Origin of the sequence: Kitasatospora xanthocidica, assembly GCF_014656195.1 — a bacterium.
Classification (GTDB): Bacteria; Actinomycetota; Actinomycetes; order Streptomycetales; family Streptomycetaceae; genus Kitasatospora; species Kitasatospora xanthocidica.
Genome location: NZ_BNBY01000046.1, coordinates 19501 through 39333, shown reverse-complemented (window position 1 = coordinate 39333; position 19833 = coordinate 19501). Strand labels below are relative to the sequence as shown.

Genomic DNA, 19833 nt, shown 5'->3' with positions numbered 1-19833 from the left:
GACCGCACCGCACCGAGCCCGCCGAGGACAGGGGCGACTAGGGGTGCCCGGCCGAAAAATCCCCGCCCTATCGTGGCGGGCGCCGGGCACCCCGCCCCGGGCCTTGCGCCCCCGGGCATCCGGGCCCGTACGCCGACCCGGGTGACCGCCCGGTGTTCTCCGGCACCATTCCCGTCGCGCGCCGAGGAGTTCCGCGCCACGGGGCCGACCGACACGATCGGAGCCCGTCATGACGACGACCGAACCGACCACCGAACCGGTGACCGACGCCACCCGCGAGGCGGCCAACACCGCGCTGAACCGTCTCGGCACGCCGCCGATGGTCACGGACCCGTACCCGCTGTACGACGAGCTCCGCTCCGCCGGCCGGGTGTTCCCGAGCGCCCAGTACCCCGGCCTCTGGGCGGTGACGGGCTACCGCGAGGTGGCCGAGGTCATGCGGATGCAGAACACCGCCAACGGCCCGGCGGCCGCGGCGAAGTGGCGCGAGGACTGGGCCGACCACGAGTCGATGCGCCTCTACCTGAGCGCCCTCGTCTGCCTGGACGCGCCGGACCACACCCGGGTCCGCGGCGCGGCCGGCCACGTCTTCACCCCGAACGCGATCCAGAAGATGCGCGAGGTCGTGGAGCGGCTGGCCGCCAAGCACCTGGACGACCTGGCCGAGCAGGGCGCGGGCGGTCGGCCGGTGGACCTGATCGACGTGCTGGCCAGCCGCTTCCCGGTGGCCGTCATCGCCGAGATGCTGGGCGTCCCGGACGACCAGGCGATGCTCTTCTACGAGCTGGCGAACGGCTGGACCCGGGTCTGGGCCGGCTACTACACCGAGGAGGACCTCGCCGGGGCCGACCGCGCCGCGACCCAACTGCGCGGCTACTTCAGCGAGTTGCTGGACGAGCGGGCCCGGAACCCGCGCGAGGACCTGCTCTCCGGCCTCGCCGCGCGGCGCGGCCAGGACGGGATGTCCGAGGACGAGCTGCTGGGCCTGGCGAGCTTCCTGTTCGTGGCCGGTTTCGAGACCACGACCAACTTCATCGGCAACGCGGTCCACGCGCTCTGGGAGTTCCCGGACCAGCAGAAGCTGCTGCGCGACGACCCGAGCCTGACCCCGAAGGCGATCGAGGAGCTGCTGCGCCACGGCACGCCGATCGTGGGCGCCAGCCGGGTCGCCACCGAGCCGACCCTGCTGGGCGGCCAGGAGATCCCGCCGGGCCACTTCATGTGGCTGATCCTGGCGGCGGCCAACCGCGACCCGCTGCAGTACCCGGACCCGGCCAAGCTGGACTTCACCCGCGACCAGGGCCCGCACCTGAGCTTCAGCGGCGGCCCGCACTTCTGCATGGGCGCGGCGCTGGCGCGGATGGAGACCCAGGTGCTCTTCCCGGCGCTGCTGGAGCGCTTCAAGACCATCGAGGTGGTCGGCACGCCGGAGAAGCGCACCGGCCTGGGCCTGATCGGTTACGAGCACCTTCCGGTCGTCGTGGGCTGACCGGCCCGCCCGCAGCACGGCGAAGGCCGCGCCCCCTGCCCGGGGCGCGGCCTTCGCCGTCGGTGCGGCCGTGGGTCAGGCGCCCGGGCGGGCTCCGGCGGCGAGCTTGTTGATCATGCCGGCGTCGACCCGCAGCTGGGTGCCGGTGACGAACCGGGACTCCTCCGAGGCCAGGTAGACGATGGCGTGCGAGACGTCGGCGGGCTCCAGGAAGGCCACCGGGAGGCCGTGGACGGCGTGCAGCGCGCCCGCCACGTCGTCCGCGGTGGGGTTCTCCAGGTCCGGGCGGAAGGTCTTGTACATGGTGGTGTTCTGCATCAGCTCGGTGGCGACGGTGGTGGGGTGCACCACGTTGACGCGCTGGTTGTGCGGGGCGAGCTGCACGCCCAGCCAGTCGGCGTACTCGGTGAGCATGGACTTGGTGAAGTTGTAGCCGGCGTTGCCCGGGCCGCCGATGCCCATGCCGTCGAAGCGCGGCATGAGGGCGACCACCGAGCCGATGACGATGATCGAGGCGCCCTCGCCGAGGTGCGGCAGCGCGGCGTGCACGGTGTTGATCGCGCCGACCAGGTTGATGTCGACGGTGTCGGTGAAGGCGGTGACCGGCAGGTCGTTGCCGACCGGGTTGATGCCGGCGTTGGGGATGACGACGTCGAGCCGGCCGAGCTCCTCGACGGCCTCGGCGATGGCCGCGGCGAGCGCGGCGCGGTCGCGCACGTCGGCCTGCTTGGCGACGGCGCGGCGGCCGGTCTTGCGCACCAGCTCGACGGTCTCGTCCAGGTCGGAGACGGTGGAGCCGGCGTAGTGGGCCGCCGAGGGGTCCTTGCAGACGTCGACGGCGATGATGTCGGCGCCCTCCTCGGCCAGGCGCAGCGCGTGGCTGCGGCCGAGTCCGCGAGCGGCGCCGGTGATAAGTACGACCTTGTCCTGCACGCGACCCATCTGGTCCTCCATCGTTGAGCGGTCGGGTTGGGGGCTGCCGCGCCGACGGGCGGCCGCGTGCGGGACGCGGTCGGCCGGTGGCGGGAGCGGTGGTGGTCCGCCCCCTTGTCCTACCGCCTGGCGGGAGGAAAGCTGACCCCTAACCGTGCTCGGTGAGCACTGTTAGGGGTCCTGAAGAGCCCGCCGGGGTACGGCTGTTGGCGGGGCCGGCCCGGCGGGCCGACAGGTCTCAGCGGTGCAGCCAGCCCTGGCGCCGGGCCACGTCGACCAGCCGGTGGCAGAGCGAGGACGCCTGCTGCGGTGTCAGGGCGGCGTCCTCGGTGCTGATGACGGCGGCGACCTCCCGCCGGTACTGCGCCTCGGCGAGCGGGGTCGCCCGTCCGACGGGGCGCCGCGGGGAGGAGAGCCGGGCCGTGGCCTCGGCCTCGCCGATGACCTGGACCGCGTAGGCCTTGAGTCCGCGGTCGCTCGAGAAGATCTCGAACGACACCCTGACCCCGGGACGCAGTTCCCGGTCGGCCGTGACGAGGTCGTTGGCGTGGACGAAGACGTCGGCTCCGCCCTCCATCGGCGTGATGAAGCCGTATCCACGGGCTTCGTCGAAGCGGATGACCCTTCCTACGGTCATGGCTCGTCGCTCCTCTCTCGCGGTTGTGCCGTACGGGGTGGGATGGGCCGGATCAGGCCTCGGGGTCCTCGGGGAACTCGTCGGGGACGCCGCGGAGGGTGTAGATCGAGATCACGGCGAGCACCATCAGCAGGCAGGCGGTGATCAGGGTGGCCTTGTTGAGGCCGTGGGCGAAGGCGGTCTTCGCGGCCTCGATCACCTTGCCGCCGACGTCGGCGGGCAGCTGGCCGGCGGCCTGCATGGCACCGCCGAGCGAGTCCTTGACGGCGTCCGTCGCGGCGCCGGCGGGCACGCCCTTCGGGACGGTGATGTCGCGGTGGAAGACGGCGTTGAGGATGGTGCCCAGGACGGCGGTGCCGAGCGCGCCGCCGAGTTCGGCGCAGGTGGTGGCGATCGCGGAGGCGGCGCCCGAGCGCTCCTTGGGGGCGCTGTTGATGATGATGTCGGCGGTCACGGTGAAGGTGGAGGTCGCGCCGATGGCCTGGATCAGGAGCGGGATCAGCACGGAGACGTAGCCGGAGTCGGCGTCCACCCAGCCGTACATGAACATCGAGACGCCGATCAGGAAGATCCCGGTGCCGATGATCTTGGCGCGGCCCAGCTTGGGGATGAGCATCGCGACGACCGGCCCGAAGAAGATCGCCAGGACGATCGGCGGCAGCATCGACATGCCGGTGCGCAGCGGGGACCACTGGTGGCCGAGCTGGAAGTACTGGCTGAGCAGCAGGGTCACGCCGATGAAGGCGAACAGGCCGCCGGTGTTGGCGGTGACGGCGCCGGCGAAGTAGCGGTTGGTGAACAGCCGCACGTCGATGAGCGGCTCCTCCAGCCGGGTCTGGCGCCAGACGAAGAGGATCAGGGAGAGCACGCCGATCGCGATGGCGGCGATGATGCGCGGCTGGCCGATGCCGTCCCGGACGGACTCCTGGATGGCGTAGACGATGCCGATGATGCCGATGGCCGAGAGCGGGACGCTGACGACGTCGAGCCGGCTGGCGTTGGGGTTGCGGGACTCGGGCACCACGAAGAGGGCGACCAGGACGACCGCGGCCATAACGAAGGGGTTGATCAGGAAGACCGAGCCCCACCACCAGTGGGTGAGCATCGGGCCGGCCAGGATCGGGCCGAGCGCGAGGCCACCGCTGATCAGGCCGGACCAGATGCCGATGGCGGTGGTCCGCTCCTTCGGGTTGGTGAAGATGTTGCGGATGATCGACAGCGTGGTCGGGTAGACCGTGGCGCCGGCGATGCCCTGGATCGCGCGGGCGGCGATGAGCATGCCCGCGCTGTCCGCGTAGGCGGCCATCAGCGAGGCCGCGCCGAAGGCGACGCAGCCGAAGAGCAGGAGCTTCTTGCGGCCGATCCGGTCCCCGAGGCTGCCCATGGTGATGAGCAGGCCGGCGAGGGCGAAGCCGTAGATGTCCGCGATCCAGAGGATCTGCGAGGCGGAGGTGTCCAGGTCGTCGATCAGGTTGGGGATCGCGAGCTGCAGGACGGTGGTGTCGAGGCTGAGGACCAGTGCGGCCATGCAGATGACGACCAGGGCGATCCATCGGCGGGCGGCCCCGACGGCGGGCGGCGCCGAGGCGGCGGGTGCGTGGAGATCAGCGGCCATGGAAGGACGCTCCTTCGGTGACGGATGTGGTGGCACGGCAGCGGGACAGGCTGCGGGACAGGCTTTGCTGATGGGCCAAACTGTATAGCCCTCATACCTGACTGCTTAACTTGTATACTGGTCCCACGTCCGGTGTCAACCGGCCTGCGAACAGGGCCAGTCGGGGTCAACACGAGGCCACCAGCGCATACGTCTCGACATGGCACGACGAGGATGAAGAACCGCAGTCAGATGCCCGGGAGAACACAGATGTCATCGAAGGAAGCCAGCGTCTTCGGCGATCGGGAGCGGAGCGTCAAGCTCCTCTGGCGGCCGCGCCAGAAACCCACCCGGGGGCCGAGACCAGGTCTGTCGGTCGAGATGATCGTGGAACGGGCGATCGCCATCGCCGACGAGGAGGGCTTCCCCGCCTTCTCGATGCAGCGGGTGGCCGGCGACTTCGGCTTCACCACCATGTCGCTCTACCGGTACGTGCCCGGCAAGGCCGAACTGGTCGACCTGATGATCGACACCGCGCTCGGCCCGCCGCCGACCTTCGACCCCGGGCTGACCGGCTGGCGCCCCCGGCTGGAGTTCTGGGCGCGCGCCATGCGGCACGTCTACGACCAGCACCCGTGGGTCTCCCGCGCGGTCACCGACGACCGTCTGATGGGTCCCAACGAGCTCGGCTGGGTCGAGATGGCCATGCAGGCACTCGCCGACAGCGGACTCACCGGCAGCGAGAAGACCGACGCCATCCGGGTGGTCTCCAGCCACGTCCGCAGCTGGGCGCAGTACTCGGTCGACATGGGCAGCGCCAAGCACGCCATGACCGGCGAGCAGTGGGGCATGGCCATCGCGACCCTGATCAACGACCACCAGGACCGCTACCCGGCGCTCCAGGAGGCGCTCGTCTCCGGCGCCTTCGGGCCGGCCGAGGGCTCCGGCCCGGAGTTCGGGCTGCGCTGCGTACTGGACGGCATCAGCGTCCGGGTCGCCGAGCGCGAGGCCAAGCGTTCGGCCTGACCGGGGCACCCGCCCCGGAAACGGCGGCGGGGTGACGGCCGTACGCCGTCACCCCGCCGCCGTTCCGTCCGCTCAGCTCCCGGCGGCCCGCTCGGCCAGCAGCCCCCGGTCCACCTTCCGGTTGGCGTTGAGCGGAAACTCCGCCAGGTGCTCCAGCCGTCGCGGCACCATGCCCGCGGGCAGCCGCTCACGCAGCAGCCTGGCCAGCACCACCGGCGCGGTCCGTTCACCGGTGTAGTACACGGCCAGCTCGGTCGTGCCCCCGGCGGTCACCGGCACCGTGACCGCGTCCGTCACCCCGGGGAGCTCGCGCACCGCCTGGTCCACCTCGGAGAGCTCCACCCTCAGCCCGTGCACCTGGACCTGGGAGTCCGAGCGGCCCAGGTAGGCCAGCTCCCCGCCGGGCAGCAGCCGCACCCGGTCGCCGGTGCGGTACCAGGTGCGGCCGGCCATCTCGACGAACCGCCCCCGGTCCTGCTCCGGGTCCAGGTAGCCCGGCGACATCTGCGCCCCGGTGACGCACAACTCGCCCTCGTCCTCGGCCGGTTCGCCGTCCGGGCCGAGCAGCACCCGGTCGTGGCCCTCGTGCACCCGGCCGATCGGCACCAGCCCGTTGACGGCCAGCTCCCGGGTGCGCGGCGAGTACCGGTGCCCGGTCACCGTGATGGTCAGCTCGGTCGGCCCGTAGAGGTTCTCCACCACTCCGCCGGTCGCCCGCTGCCACTGCTCGGCGTCCGAGCACAGCAGCGCCTCGCCCGCGAAGTAGCTCAGCCGCAGCCCGGGCAGTGCTCCCGGCCGCAGCCCGCCCATCCGGCGGACCAGGGCGATCGCGCTCGGTGTCGAGAACCAGACCGTCAGGCCGTGCTCGGCCGCGAACCCCGGCAGGTCGCCGAAGGCCTGGCCGGACACCACCTGGACGGCGGAGCCGGCCGCCCAGGCACCGAACATGTCGACCAGGGAGCAGTCGAAGTTGAGCCCCAGGGTCTGCGAGAACACGTCCTCCGGCGCGAAGGCGTAGCGGGCGTCGAAGGTGCGGAAGTACGCCGCCAGGTTGGCGTCGGTCAGCCGCACCCCCTTGGGCCGGCCGGTGGAGCCCGAGGTGAACAGGACGTACGCGCTGTCCCGGGCGGCCGCGGCCGGCTCGGACGGCGCGCCCGCCGCCCCGTCCGACTCCGCCGGGCTGAGCACCGGCACGTCCACCCCGGTCGCCGCCAGCGCGGCCCGGCCCGGCCCGTCCGCCAGGACGGTCTCCACCCGGGCGTCCTCCAGCATCCAGCGGATCCGCGGCGGCGGGAAGGACGGGTCCATCGGCACCACGGTGGCCCCGCTGTACAGGCCGGCCAGGATGCCCGCGTACGCGGTCGTGCCCTTCTCCGCCAGCACGCCGACCACGCCCGGCGGCCGCCGCGCACGGGCGGTGAGCAGCCCCGCCCAGCGCAGCGCGATCTCGTGCAGTTCCTCGTAGCTGAGGGCGCGCCCGCCGAAGCGGACCGCCGGGCGCCGCGGGGCGAGGGCCAGCCCACGGAGGAACCGCTGGTGCAGCAAGGGGGATTCAGTCATCTTCACTCCCGGGATAAGGGGCGGTAAGGGTGGTTGGCGCTCGCCCGTCCGGCCTACCGTCACGGCGGTATTCGTGCTCGTTCGCACTCGGGAGAGGATCGGACCATCGTGTGGGACCAGCAGTTCGAGGAGATCGTGCGCAAGCGGCTGCCGTACCTGACGGCCGCGGACGCCTTCACCGCCGACCTCAGCCTGCGTGACTACGGGCTGGACTCCATGGGCGTCGTGGAGCTGCTCAAGGCCCTGGAGACGGCCTACCGGATCGAACTCGCCGACGACGCCATGGACCTGGCGAACTTCGAGACGCCGGCGGTGCTCTGGAGCACCCTCGCCCGTCAGCTGCCCTGAGGCACGGCCGGCCGGGTCACGGTGCTCCGGCGCCGCGGGCGCAGCGCCAGCTGCGGGGTGAGCGGGACCACCTCGAAGGTGTCGGTGACCACCGGGACCCGGCCCCAGAGCGCGTCCGGGCCCGAGACCACGGCCGTGCCGACCCCGTGCTCGCGCATGGTCCGGACGGCCTGCGGCCAGCGGACCGGGCGGGTGATCGCGTCGAGCAGCAGTTCGCGGACGCCGTCGGCGGTGGTCACCAGGGAGCCGTCGTGGTCGTCGACCAGCGGCAACCGCGGGTCGGCCAGGGTGAGTCCGGCGAAGACCTCGGCCGCGACGGCCTCCCGCAGCGGGGCGAACGCGGCCGAGTGCATCGGCGGGCGCATCGTGTACAGCGGCAGGCCGCCGAGGGCGCGGGCCCGCCGCAGCAGCTGCTCCAGCCGGTCCTCGGTGACCGACACCAGGTGGAAGTCCTCGTCCACGTAGCAGGCGATCTCGTACCAGGCGCGGGCCTCGAACAGCTCGGCCAGGACCTCGGCGAGCCGGTCGGCGGACAGCCGGGCGATCGACTGGGTGACCACGTCACGGTGCTCGCGGGCGAAGTACTCCTCGGTGTGCCGGCCGAGCGCGACGGTCAGCCGGACGGCATCGGGGAACGCCAGCGCCCCGGCGTACACCGCCGCCGGGGTCCCGCCGAAGCTCGGCCCGACGCAGAGCTCCGGCCGCAGGCCCCTCGCCTCGTGGGCCCACTCCGCCAGCGCCAGGCAGTTCACCAGGAAGGCCACCCGGGAGGCCTCGTCGAAGTCCTCCCCGGTCTCCTGGAAGCGCTCCAGCAGCGAGTAGCCGAGGACCTCGTCGGCGACGGCGACCAGGCGCCGCGCGGCCGGGTTCACGACCATGAACCTGGCCACCTCAGGAAACCGCGACGGCGCGATCCCCGGAAATATCAGCCCCTGCTTTTCCCGGATGGCGCCGGCCGCCGCATTCTCGGACAACGCATTGTCGGACACCACCGAAGCCTCATTTCTGCCGTTTTCCCCGCACCGCGCGTTTATCCGCGCGCCGCGCGTCGATCGGCGTCATTCTGTTCGGCGGCCCGGCCGGCACTGTACCCCTAGCACCCCCTAAGCCTCCCGGGCGCACCGCACCGCCGGTCCGCGGACCGTCGACGGAAGTGTGCCGGAATGCCAAGCTGAACCCGCCGATCACTGATCGAGTCCGAAGGTGAATACGTGAATACAAACCAGCTGCCGGCCGCCCGGGTGCACGGTTCGGTGGAAAACCTGCACCGATTTCTGCTGGCCGCCGCGGAAACCGCGCCGGACCGCGTCGCCGTGGTCGAACTCGGACCCGACGGCGCGTTCACCGACGTCAGCTACCGCGAGCTGGCCCGGCGCACCGACGCCTACACCGAGGCGCTGGCCGGGCTCGGCCTGGACGTCGGCGACCGGGTCCTGATCGAGTCCGACACCTCGTCCTGGGCGATCGCGATGCTGCTGGCCTGCGCCCGGCTCGGCCTGCCGTTCGTCCCGGTCAGCCACGAGACGCCCGAGCAGCGGCTGCGCACCATCGTCGAGGCCGCCGAGCCGGCGCTGCTGGTCCAGGCCGCGGGCAACGCGCCGCGCGAGCTGCCCGGGTCGGTCGGCACCGGGTGGTTCGGCCCGGACGGGCTCTCCGTGGAGCGCCGGCCGGCCGCCCGCGCCCGGCACCGGCACGAGGTCACCGAGACCGACCCCGCCTACCTGGTCTTCACCTCCGGCACCACCGGGCGCCCCAAGGGCGTGGTGATGAGCCACCGCGCGGTGGTCACCTTCTTCCGCGGCATCCTCCAGTACGGCGTCATCGGCGCCGAGGACCGGGTCGCCACCACCTCCTCGCTCCAGTTCGACTTCGCCCTCTTCGACATCGGCTTCACCCTGGGCGCCGGCGCGACCCTGGTCGTCGTCGACCGCGACCGGCTGCGCTGGCCCCGGCGGTTCGTCAACCTCCTGCGCGACACCGGGGTCACCCACGTGGACGGCGTGCCGTCGATCTGGCGTCCGATCCTGCAGAACGAACCCGGGGCGCTGGCCGGCCTGGACCGGCTGCGCGGCATCCTGTTCACCGGCGAGGACTTCCCGCTGCCCGAGCTGCGCCGGCTCCAGGAGCTGCTGCCGCACGTGCGCTTCGTCAACGGCTACGGCGCCACCGAGTCGATGGCCTGCTCGGCGGGGCTGCTCGGCAACCCGCTGCCGGAGGGGCTGGAGCGGCTGCCGATCGGCACCGGCCACCCGGGCGCCGAACTGCTGCTGTTCGACCCCGAGGGGCGTCCGGTCGAGTCCACCGGCGTGGTCGGCGAGATCCACCTGCGCAGCCCCGCCCTGTTCACCGGCTACTGGGACGACCCGGAGGCCACCCGCAAGGTCCTGGTGCCCGACCCGCTGAACCCGCGCTCGGGCCAACTGGTGTTCCGCACCGGCGACCTCGCCTACCGCGGCGAGGACGGCCAGCTGTACTTCTGCGGACGCGCCGACTCGCAGGTCCAGATCCGCGGCCACCGGGTGGAACTCGGCGAGGTCGAACGCCGGCTGCGCGAATTCCCGGGCGTTTCCTCGGCGGTCGCCCTGGTCGCCCCCCGGCCCGGCGCGGACCCGGCCCTGCACGCGTTCGTGGTCGCCGACGATTTCGACGCGATCGGAATCCGGAAGTTCTGTCTGGAATCCCTTCCGCATTACATGGCGCCGCAGCTGGTCCACGCCGTGGACGACATCCCGGTGACCGTCAACGGAAAGGTCGACCGGGCCGCGCTGCTCGCCGTCGCGGCCGCCTCCGAGCAGGCGAACAGGGGGATCTAGGGGTTCAGCCCGAACTCCCCCGAATTTACGCTGGCCGGGCCCGGCGTCCGATTTCCGGCGCTTTCCCGGCCTGTCGCCCCGCGCCCGGCGCCGCCGTCCCGGCGCCGGCGGCGACGGCCCCCTTTCCCGGCCCACACCCTGGAGTGCAGATGAGCGAGCCCGGCGATCTCCCCGCACGGCTGGCGGCCGCGACCGCGACTGAACAGCAGGAGATCCTGCGCGACCTCGTCCGCTCCGGCCTGCTGGCCGCCCTGCGCCGCACCAGGCCGGACGCCGACCCCGACCCGGACCTCGACCGGCCGTTCCTGGCCCTCGGCCTGGAGTCGCTCGGCCTGGTCGACCTGCACGCCCGGCTGACCGCGGCGACCGGGCTCGCACTTCCGGTGACCATCGGGTTCGACCACCCCACCGTGGCCGCGCTCGCCGACCACCTGCGCGCCCTGCTGCTCGGCGAGGACGCGGCGCCCGCCGCCGAGCCGCTGCCGGCGCGCCCGGCCGGTGCCGAGGACGAGCCGATCGCCATCGTCGGCATGGGCTGCCGCTTCCCCGGCGGCGTCTCCTCCCCCGAAGAGCTGTGGCGGCTGCTCGACGACGGCACCCACGTCATCACCGGCTTCCCCGCCGACCGCGGCTGGGACCTGGCGACGCTCTACGACCCGGACCCCGACGCGCCCGGCGCCAGCTATGTCCGGCACGGCGGATTCCTGCACGACGCCGGGGAGTTCGACGCCGACTTCTTCGGCATCAGCCCGCGCGAGGCCGTCGCGATGGACCCGCAGCAGCGCCTGGTGCTGGAGACCGCCTGGGAGGCCCTGGAACGCTCCGGCACCGACCCGGCCACCCTGCGCGGCAGCCGCTCCGGTGTCTTCCTCGGCGTCGAGCCGCACGAGTACGGGCCCCGGGTGCACGAGGCCCCCGAGTGGGTCGAGAGCTACCTGATGTCCGGCACGATGCTGAGCGTCGTCTCCGGGCGGGTCGCCTACACCCTCGGACTCGAGGGCCCGACGCTCACCGTCGACACCGCCTGCTCCGGCTCGCTGGTCGCGCTGCACCTGGCCGTCCAGTCGCTGCGCCGCGGCGAGTGCTCGCTCGCGCTGGCCGGCGGCGTCACGGTGATCTCCAGCCCCGGCACCTTCATCGCGTTCAGCCGCCAGCGCGGCCTGGCCGAGGACGGACGCTGCAAGGCCTTCGCGGCGGCCGCCGACGGCACCGGCTTCGCCGAGGGCGCCGGCGTGCTGGTGCTGCGCCGGCTCTCCGACGCGCTCGCCGACGGACAGCAGGTGCTCGCCGTCGTCCGCGGCTCCGCGATCAACCAGGACGGCGCGAGCAACGGGCTCACCGCCCCCAACGGCCTCGCCCAGCAGCGGGTGATCCGCGACGCGCTGGCCGACGCCGGGCTGACCGCCGACGAGGTCGACGCGGTCGAGGCGCACGGCACCGGCACCCGCCTCGGCGACCCGATCGAGGCCCGGGCGGTGATCTCCGCGTACGGGCGGGAGCGCCGCCGGTCGCTCTGGCTCGGCTCGGTGAAGTCCAACCTGGGCCACACCGGGGCCGCGGCCGGCGTCGCCGGGGTGATCAAGATGGTCGAGGCGTTGCGCCACGGCGTCCTGCCCAGGACCCTGCACGTGGACGAGCCGACCCCGCACGTCGACTGGACGGCCGGGGACGTCCGGCTGCTCACCGAACCGGTCGCCTGGCCCGCCGCCGACGGCACCACCCGGCGGGCGGGCGTCTCCTCCTTCGGCGCCAGCGGCACCAACGCCCACGTGATCATCGAGGACGCGCCCGCCCCGGCCGCCGAGCCGCGGCCCCGGACCGCCGCACCCGGTGTCCTGGCCCTGCCGCTCTCCGCCCGCACCGAGGCCGCGCTGCGCGACCAGGCCGCCCGGCTGCACGCGCTGCTCGACACCGAGCCCGCCCCGGCCCTGGCCGACGTCGCCTACTCGGCCGCCACCACCCGCACCGCCTTCCCGTACCGGGCTGCCGTCCTGGGCACCGACCGCGCCGAGGTGCTGCCCGCCCTCGCCGCGCTCGCCGCGGGCGAGCCCGCCACCGCCCTCCGGCTCGGCCGCGCCGGCGGCAAGCTCGCCTACCTGTTCACCGGCCAGGGCAGCCAGCGCCTCGGCATGGGCCGCGAACTGTACGAGCGGTTCCCGGTCTTCGCGCAGGCCCTCGAGGACGCCGCCGACCACCTCGACCTCCAGCTCGAACTCCCGCTGCTCGACGTGCTGTTCGGCACCGAACCGGCCCTGCTGGACGGCACCGGGTACGCCCAGCCCGCGCTCTTCGCCGTCGAGGTCGCGCTGTTCCGGCTGCTGGAGTCCTGGGGGCTGCGGCCCGACCTGCTCTCCGGGCACTCGGTCGGCGAGTTCGCCGCCGCGCACGCCGCCGGGGTGCTCACCCTCCAGGACGCCGCCCTGCTGGTCGCCGCCCGCGGCCGGCTGATGCGGGAACTGCCCGCCGGCGGGGCCATGGCCGCGCTGCCGGTGTCCGCCGAGGACGTGCTGCCGCTGCTCGCCGAGCACGCCGACGCCGTCGGCCTCGCCGCCGTCAACGGGCCGGCCTCGGTCGTGGTCTCCGGGACCACCGAGGCCGTCGCGGCGATCACCGCGCGGTTCCCGCGCAGCCGCACCCTGCGCACCTCGCACGCCTTCCACTCCCCGCTGATGCGGCCGATGCTGGCCGAGTTCCGGCAGATCGCCCGCGCGATGGCCTACGCGCCGCCGAGCATCCCGCTGATCTCCACGGTCACCGGCCGGCCGGTCGCCCCCGACGCCGAGCACTGGGTCCGCCAGGTCTGCGAGCCCGTTCGCTTCCAGGCCGCGCTGGAGCGGCTGGCGGCCGCCGGAGCCACCACCTTCCTCGAACTCGGCCCCGACCCGGTGCTCTGCGGCCTGGGCGGCGCCGTCCTGCCCGACGCCGCCTTCGCCCCGACCCTGCGCGCCGACCGCGGCGAGGAGCAGGAGCTGACCGCCGCCTTCGCGCTGGCCCAGGTCCGAGGTGCCCGCCCGGACTGGGAGGCGTTCTTCGCCGGCCGCGGCGCCCGCCGCACCGGCCTGCCGACCTACGCCTTCCAGCGCGAGCACTACTGGCTCGACCCCGCCGCCGGACGCGACAGCGGCCACCCGCTGCTGGACGGCACCGTCCGGCTGGCCGACGGCGGCGCCGTGCTGACCGGCCGGCTCCCGGCCGAGCGAGAGGCGGCCGACGCGGAGACCGTCCCCGGCGCCTCCTTCCTCGAACTCGCCCTGCACGCGGGGCGGTCCACCGGCGCACCCGTGGTGCACGCGCTCTCCGTCGAACCGCTCCCGCTGGCCGTCGGCACCGCAGCCGAGTACCAGCTCGTGGTCGGCACGGCCGACCTGGCCGGCCGGCGCACCGTCGAACTGCACGGCCGGGCCGTCGGCGGCGACTGGGCCCGCCAGGGCTCCGGCCTGCTGGCGCCCGAGCCGGACGGCACCGAACCGGGCAGCACCGACCCGGACGGCCTCGCAGCCGCGGCGGACGAAGCCTGGCCGCCCGTCGGCGCCGAGGCCACCGAGTGGACCGACCCGGCCGGCACCGGCGGTACCGCCGTCAGCACTGTCAGCGCCGTCTGGCGACGCGGGGACGAGCTGTTCGGCGAACTCGACCTGCCCGAGGCCGTCGCCGAGGACCCGGACACCGAGCGCCACGGTCTCCACCCGACCCTGCTCGCCGCCCTCGCCCGCGCCACCGCACTGATCCTGGACACCCCGCAGGACCACCTCCGGCACGCCGTCGGCTGGGCCGACGTCACCCTGCACGCGGCCGGCGCCACCGCCGTCCGCGCCCACCTCGCGCCCACCGGCGCCCCCGACTCCGTCCGGGTCACCCTCACCGACCCCCGCGGTGAGCAGGTCGCGACCATCGCGGCCCTGGTGACCCGGGCGGTGCCGACCGGCCTCCCGGCCGGGTCGGCCGGCAGCCCGGCGTCCACGCCCACGCACGCCCCCGCGCGTCGCGCTGGACGCCGGGCCACCGTCAAGGCGACCCCGCTCGCCAAGCGGCTCGCCGCACTGCCCGACAACGAGCACCCGCAGGCCGTCCTCGACCTCGTGCTCGACCAGATCGCCGCCGTCCTCGGCCACCGCGGCCCCGGCGCGGTGGACCCGCGCCGGGCCTTCAACGAGCTCGGCTTCGACTCCCTCGCCGCGATCGAGCTGCGCAACGGGCTCAACACGGTGACCGGGCTGAGCCTGCCCTCCTCGCTCGTCTTCGACTACCCGACGCCCACCGCGCTGGCCGAGCACGTCCGCGCCAAGGTCGCACCCGCCGACGCCACCGCGCCGGCCCGCGGGACCGGCGGCACCGCCCGGGTCCTCCCGGACGAGCCGATCGCCATCGTCGGCATGGCCTGCCGCTTCCCCGGCGGCATCACCGGCCCCGACGAGCTCTGGCAGCTGGTCACCGACGGCGTCGACGCGATCTCGCCGTTCCCCGCCGACCGCAACTGGGACACCGCCGCCCTGTACGACCCGGAGCCCGGAACCCCCGGCAAGAGCTACGTCCGCGAGGGCGGATTCGTCGACCGGGCCTCCGAGTTCGACCCCGCCTTCTTCGGCATCAGCCCGCGCGAGGCCCAGGCCATGGACCCGCAGCAGCGCCTGCTGCTGGAGACCACCTGGGAGGCGTTCGAGCACGCGGGCATCGACCCGCACAGCGTCCGCGGCACCCGCACCGGCGTCTTCACCGGCGTCATGCCGTACTTCTGGCCGAGCCGCTCCAACGAGGTCCCCCAGGAGATCGCCGGCTACCTCGGCAACGGCAGCGCGGGCAGCATCGCCTCCGGCCGCATCTCCTACGTCCTCGGGCTGGAGGGCCCGGCCGTCTCCGTCGACACCGCCTGCTCCTCCTCGCTGGTCGCCCTGCACTGGGCGATGCAGGCGCTGCGCTCCGGCGAGTGCACGCTCGCCCTGGCCGGCGGCGTGACCGTCATGGCCGAACCGGACGCCTTCGTCGACTTCAGCCTCCAGCGCGGGCTCGCCACCAACGCCCGCTGCAAGCCCTTCGCCGACGCCGCCGACGGCACCAGCTGGGGCGAGGGCGCCGGCATGCTGATGCTCGAACGGCTCTCCGACGCACGCCGCAACGGACACCGCGTCCTCGCCGTGGTGCGCGGATCCGCCGTCAACCAGGACGGCGCCTCCAACGGCCTCACCGCACCCAACGGGCCCGCCCAGCAGCGGGTGATCCGCGCCGCGCTCGAAAGCGCCCGGCTGTCCACCGCCGACGTCGACGCCGTCGAGGCGCACGGCACCGGCACCCGCCTCGGCGACCCGATCGAGGCCCAGGCACTACTCGCCACCTACGGGCAGGACCGCGAAGCCCCGCTCTGGCTCGGCTCGATCAAGTCCAACATCGGCCACCCGCAGGCCGCCGCCGGCGTGGCCGGGATCATCAAGATGGTCGAGGCCATGCGGCACGGCGTGCTGCCGAAGACCCTCCACGTCGACAAGCCGTCCACGCACGTCGACTGGACCGAGGGCTCGGTCGAACTCCTCACCGAGGCAAGGGAATGGCCTGAGACCGGGCGCCCGCGCCGGGCCGCCGTCTCCTCCTTCGGCGTCAGCGGCACCAACGCCCACGTCATCATCGAACAGGCCCCGGCGCAGCCGGCCGCCGGCGCGCCGACGGCGCCGGCGAAGCCGGATGCGGTGCCGCTGGCCTGGCCGCTCTCCGGGCACACCGAGGCCGCCTTGCAGGCCCAGGCGGCCCGGCTGCTCGCGCACGTCGAGGCGACGGACGCCGACCCGCGCGACATCGCCCACTCCCTCACCACCACCCGGGCCCGACTGGACCAGCGGGCCGTCGTCATCGGCACCGGACGCGACGAACTCCTCGACGGGCTCCGCGCGTTGGCCGAGGGCCAGAGCCACCCGGGGGTGATCCCCGGACGGTCCGCCGACGGGCAGCTGGCCTTCCTGTTCACCGGCCAGGGCGCGCAACGCCTCGGCATGGGACGCGAGTTGTACGAGGCGTTCCCGGTGTTCGCCTCGGCGCTGGATGCCGTGCTGGAGCGGTTCGACGCCCCCGTGCGGGAGGTGATGTGGGGCGAGGACGCGGACGCGCTCAACCAGACCGGCACCGCCCAGCTCGCCCTCTTCGCCTTCGAGACCGCGCTGTACCGGCTGCTGGAGTCGCTGGGGGTACGCCCGGACTACCTCGCCGGGCACTCCCTCGGCGAGATCACCGCCGCGCACGTCTCCGGCATCCTCACGTTGGAGGACGCCTGCACCCTGGTCTCCGCCCGCGCCCGCCTCATGCAGTCCCTGCCCACCGGCGGAGCCATGGCCGCCCTGCGCGCCACCGAAGACGAAATCCAGCCCCACCTCGGCGAGGACGTCACCATCGCCGCCGTCAACTCCGCCGACAGCGTCGTCATCTCAGGAACTGAAGCCGCCGTGGACGCGGTGCTCGCACAGTTCGCGGACCGCAAGCACACCCGGCTGAAGGTCTCCCACGCCTTCCACTCACCGCTGATGGACCCGATCCTCGAAGACTTCAGGACGGCCGCCAAGAGCATCAACCACCACGCGCCGGCCATCCCGGTCATCTCCAACCTCACCGGCCAGCCCCTCACCGACGCCAACGCCGACTACTGGGTCAACCACCTCCGCGGCACCGTCCGCTACCACGACGCCGTCACCCACCTCACCACCCAAGGCATCACCACCCACCTCGAAATCGGCCCCGACGCCGCCCTCACCCCCCTCACCGACAACACCACCCCCACCACAAGGCGCAACCACCCCGAACCCCGTCAGCTGGTCACCGCCCTCGCCACCCTCCACCTCACCCCCCTCAACCCCACCGCCCACACCATCCCCCTCCCCACCTACGCCTTCCAGCGCAAGCGCTACTGGATCGACGTGACGGGCGCCTCCGACCTCGGGTCGGTCGGGCTGGAGCCGGTCGGGCACCCGGTGCTCACCGCCGCGCTGCCCTCTCCCGACCCGGACGGTGGGGTGGTGCTCACCGGCCGTCTCGCCGAGCCCGCCGGACTGGTGCCGAGCGCGGTCCTGGTCGAGCTGGCGATCCGCGCGGGCGACGAGGTCGGCTGCGGTCGCCTGGTGGAGCTGGTCACGGACACGCCACTGGTGCTGACCGGGCCGGGTGGCGTGCGGATCCAGGTGGCCGTCGGAGCGGTGGACGGCTCCGGACGGCGCAGCGTTCGGATCGACTCCCGTGACACCGGGGGCGGCTGGACACGGCACGCGGCCGGCACCCTGGGGACCGCCACCGGCGAGCCGGGCTTCGACGCGGAGGTCTGGCCGCCGGCCGGCGCCGCCGACGACGAGGTCCACACCGAGGTCGCGCTGGAGCCGGGCGAGTCGGCCGCCGGTTACGCCCTGCACCCGGCACTGCTGGACGCCGCCCTCCGGGCCGGCGGGCAGGTCGACGACGCCGTGGTCGCGGTCCGCTGGAGCGGGGTGGAGCTGTTCGCCGAGGGTGCCGAGCTGCTGCGGGTGCACGGCCGGCGGACCGGCGCGGACGGGGTGCTGCTGCACCTGTCGGACGGCGCCGGCCGGCCGGTGGCGGTGGTGGAGGGCGTCGCGCTGGGCCCGGTTCCGGCCGGGACGCTCGGCGCGGTGCGCAACGCCCCGTACCGGATCGAGTGGCGTCCGGTGCGGCTGGGCGCCGAGGACGGGGTCACGGCCGCCCCGGTGGAGCCGGCGGAGGTCGACCGGGCCCGCCCGGCACCGGACACGGTCGTCCTGCGGGTCTCCCCGGCCGACGGCGACCGTCTGGCCGCCGCCCACCGGACCACCGTCGAGACCCTGGCGACGATCCGGACCCACCTGGCCGACCCGTTCTTCGCGGACTCGCGCCTGCTGGTGCTCACCCGCGGCGCCACCGACGGCGGCGATCCGGCGCAGGCCCCGGTCTGGGGTCTGGTGCGCGCCGCCCAGGCGGAGAACCCGCACCGGATCACCCTGCTGGACCTCCCCGCCGGCGGCGACTGCACCGCGGAGCAGCTTCGCGCGGTGGCCGCGGCGGCCGGCCGGGAGCCCGAACTGCGCCTCCGCGAGGGCGTGTTCCTGGTGCCGAGGCTGGTCCGTGCGCTCTCCGGCAGCCGTCGCTTCGACCCGGCCGGCACGGTCCTGATCACCGGCGGCACCGGCGGCCTGGGCGCGCTGGTCGCCCGCCACCTGGTGGCCGAGCACGGGGTGCGCCATCTGGTGCTGCTGAGCCGGCGCGGTCCGGCGGCGCCCGGTGCCGAGGAGCTGGTGGCGGAGCTCGCCGCGGCCGGTGCCGAGGTGACCGTACGGTCCTGTGACGTCGGCGACCGGGCGGCGCTGGCCGCGGCCGTCGACTCCGTTCCGGCGGACCGGCCGCTGCGCGCCGTGGTCCACACGGCCGGCGTGTCCGACAGCGGACTGTTCGCGTCCTTCACGGCCGAGCAGGTCGCGGCCTCCTTCCGCCCGAAGGCGGACGCCGCGTGGCACCTGCACGAGCTGACCCGGGACCACGGACTGACGCACTTCGTCCTGTTCTCCTCGCTCGGCGGCCTGGTGCTGGCGGCCGGGCAGGCCAACTACGCGGCGACCAACGTGTTCCTGGACGGACTCGCGCTGCACCGCCGCTCGCTCGGCCTGCCCGCGACCTCGCTCGCCTTCGGCCTCTGGGCCCTCAACACCGAGATGAACGGCGAGCTGACCGACGGCCAGCTGGACGGGATGGCCCGTCTCGGCCTGCCGCCGCTGACCGCCGAACGCGGCCTGGAGCTGTTCGACGCGGGTGTGGCGGGCGAGGAGGCGCTGGTCCTGGCGACCAACCTCGACCCGGCCGCCGTCCGGGCCCGGACGGACTACCTTCCGGCGCTGCTGCGCGGCTTCGGCGGAGCCCCGGCCCGACGGGCCGCGACCAACGAGCCGGCCGTCGCCGAACTCCCGCTCGCCGAACGCCTGTCGGCCATGGCGCACGAGGAGCGCGAGCGGCTGCTGCTCGACCTGGTGCGCAAGCACGTGGCCGCCGTGCGGCACGACGACGAGCCGGACGCCATCGGGCCGCACCGGCCGTTCAGCGAGCTGGGGCTGGACTCCCTGGCCGGGATCGAGCTGCGCAACGGGCTGGCCGGGGCCACCGACGTCCGGCTGCCCGCGACGCTGATCTTCGACCACCCCACCCCGCTGGACCTGGCCCGCTTCCTGCTCGACGAGCTGGTCCCGGACAGCGCCCCGGAGGCCGAGGACGAGGAGGGCCTGGTCCGCCGGGCGCTCGCCACCGTCCCGCTCGCCCGGCTGCGCCAGGCGGGACTGCTCACCGCCCTGCTGGACCTGTCGGCCGAGGGCGGCGCGCCCGCGGCCGCCGCGACGCCGGAGCCGGCGGCCGACCCGGAGGCGGCGATCGCGAGCATGGGGCTCGACGAACTGCTCCGCGCGGCCCAGCAGAACACCACCGACTGACC

At 74.0% G+C, this 19833-nt stretch carries 9 protein-coding genes and 1 pseudogene; 5 read left to right on the top strand and 5 right to left on the bottom strand.

The features are described from left to right. Positions 1–229 precede the first annotated feature (229 nt). Positions 230–1489 (top strand): cytochrome P450, encoded by a 1260-nt coding sequence (locus IE332_RS38455; protein ID WP_189926033.1) that lies wholly within the window; start codon positions 230–232, stop codon positions 1487–1489. A 75-nt stretch (positions 1490–1564) separates the two neighbouring features. On the opposite strand, the gene IE332_RS38450 is transcribed toward IE332_RS38455, so the two are convergent. The 3 genes from IE332_RS38450 to IE332_RS38440 all read right to left on the bottom strand — a co-directional run bounded on the left by IE332_RS38450 (position 1565) and on the right by IE332_RS38440 (position 4674). Next, complete coding sequence (locus IE332_RS38450) at positions 1565–2431, bottom strand: mycofactocin-coupled SDR family oxidoreductase (RefSeq protein WP_189926030.1); 867 nt, start codon at positions 2429–2431, stop codon at positions 1565–1567. A gap of 229 nt (positions 2432–2660) precedes the next feature. Beyond that, positions 2661–3059, bottom strand: a complete 399-nt coding sequence (locus tag IE332_RS38445; RefSeq protein WP_189926028.1) for a cold-shock protein — start codon at positions 3057–3059, stop codon at positions 2661–2663. 52 nt (positions 3060–3111) lie between these two features. Then, entirely contained in the window at positions 3112–4674 is a 1563-nt protein-coding gene (locus tag IE332_RS38440; protein ID WP_189926026.1) for an MFS transporter, read from the bottom strand. 249 nt (positions 4675–4923) lie between these two features. Between IE332_RS38440 and IE332_RS38435 the strand changes: the two genes are divergently transcribed. Then, complete coding sequence (locus IE332_RS38435; RefSeq protein WP_189926024.1) at positions 4924–5679, top strand: TetR/AcrR family transcriptional regulator; 756 nt, start codon at positions 4924–4926, stop codon at positions 5677–5679. A 72-nt stretch (positions 5680–5751) separates the two neighbouring features. Here IE332_RS38435 and IE332_RS38430 read toward each other — a convergent pair whose 3' ends face one another. Then, complete coding sequence (locus tag IE332_RS38430; protein ID WP_189926022.1) at positions 5752–7239, bottom strand: AMP-binding protein; 1488 nt, start codon at positions 7237–7239, stop codon at positions 5752–5754. 108 nt (positions 7240–7347) lie between these two features. Here IE332_RS38430 and IE332_RS38425 point away from each other — a divergent pair, with 108 nt between their 5' ends. Next, complete coding sequence (locus IE332_RS38425) at positions 7348–7587, top strand: acyl carrier protein (RefSeq protein WP_189926020.1); 240 nt, start codon at positions 7348–7350, stop codon at positions 7585–7587. On the opposite strand, the gene IE332_RS38420 is transcribed toward IE332_RS38425, so the two are convergent. Continuing rightward, positions 7575–8465 carry an ACP S-malonyltransferase gene (locus IE332_RS38420; protein ID WP_229929258.1) on the bottom strand — a complete coding sequence of 297 codons (891 nt, stop codon included), beginning with the start codon at positions 8463–8465 and terminating at the stop codon, positions 7575–7577. The genes IE332_RS38425 and IE332_RS38420 overlap by 13 nt on opposite strands. A 333-nt stretch (positions 8466–8798) precedes the next feature. Between IE332_RS38420 and IE332_RS38415 the strand changes: the two genes are divergently transcribed. Both IE332_RS38415 and IE332_RS38410 read left to right on the top strand, forming a co-directional pair. Then, positions 8799–10400 carry an amino acid adenylation domain-containing protein gene (locus IE332_RS38415; RefSeq protein ID WP_229929257.1) on the top strand — a complete coding sequence of 534 codons (1602 nt, stop codon included), beginning with the start codon at positions 8799–8801 and terminating at the stop codon, positions 10398–10400. Positions 10401–10579: 179 nt separating this feature from the next. Then, positions 10580–19831: pseudogene (locus tag IE332_RS38410) on the top strand (SDR family NAD(P)-dependent oxidoreductase); the annotation flags it as partial. Positions 19832–19833: the final 2 nt, after the last annotated feature.

What these genes read in the sequence shown, in the direction of transcription:
- IE332_RS38455 (WP_189926033.1), top strand. Translation starts at nt 230, where the DNA reads ATGACGACGACCGAACCGACCACCGAACCGGTGACCGACGCCACCCGC.
- IE332_RS38450 (WP_189926030.1), bottom strand. Translation starts at nt 2,431, where the DNA reads ATGGGTCGCGTGCAGGACAAGGTCGTACTTATCACCGGCGCCGCTCGC.
- IE332_RS38445 (WP_189926028.1), bottom strand. Translation starts at nt 3,059, where the DNA reads ATGACCGTAGGAAGGGTCATCCGCTTCGACGAAGCCCGTGGATACGGC.
- IE332_RS38440 (WP_189926026.1), bottom strand. Translation starts at nt 4,674, where the DNA reads ATGGCCGCTGATCTCCACGCACCCGCCGCCTCGGCGCCGCCCGCCGTC.
- IE332_RS38435 (WP_189926024.1), top strand. Translation starts at nt 4,924, where the DNA reads ATGTCATCGAAGGAAGCCAGCGTCTTCGGCGATCGGGAGCGGAGCGTC.
- IE332_RS38430 (WP_189926022.1), bottom strand. Translation starts at nt 7,239, where the DNA reads ATGACTGAATCCCCCTTGCTGCACCAGCGGTTCCTCCGTGGGCTGGCC.
- IE332_RS38420 (WP_229929258.1), bottom strand. Translation starts at nt 8,465, where the DNA reads ATGGTCGTGAACCCGGCCGCGCGGCGCCTGGTCGCCGTCGCCGACGAG.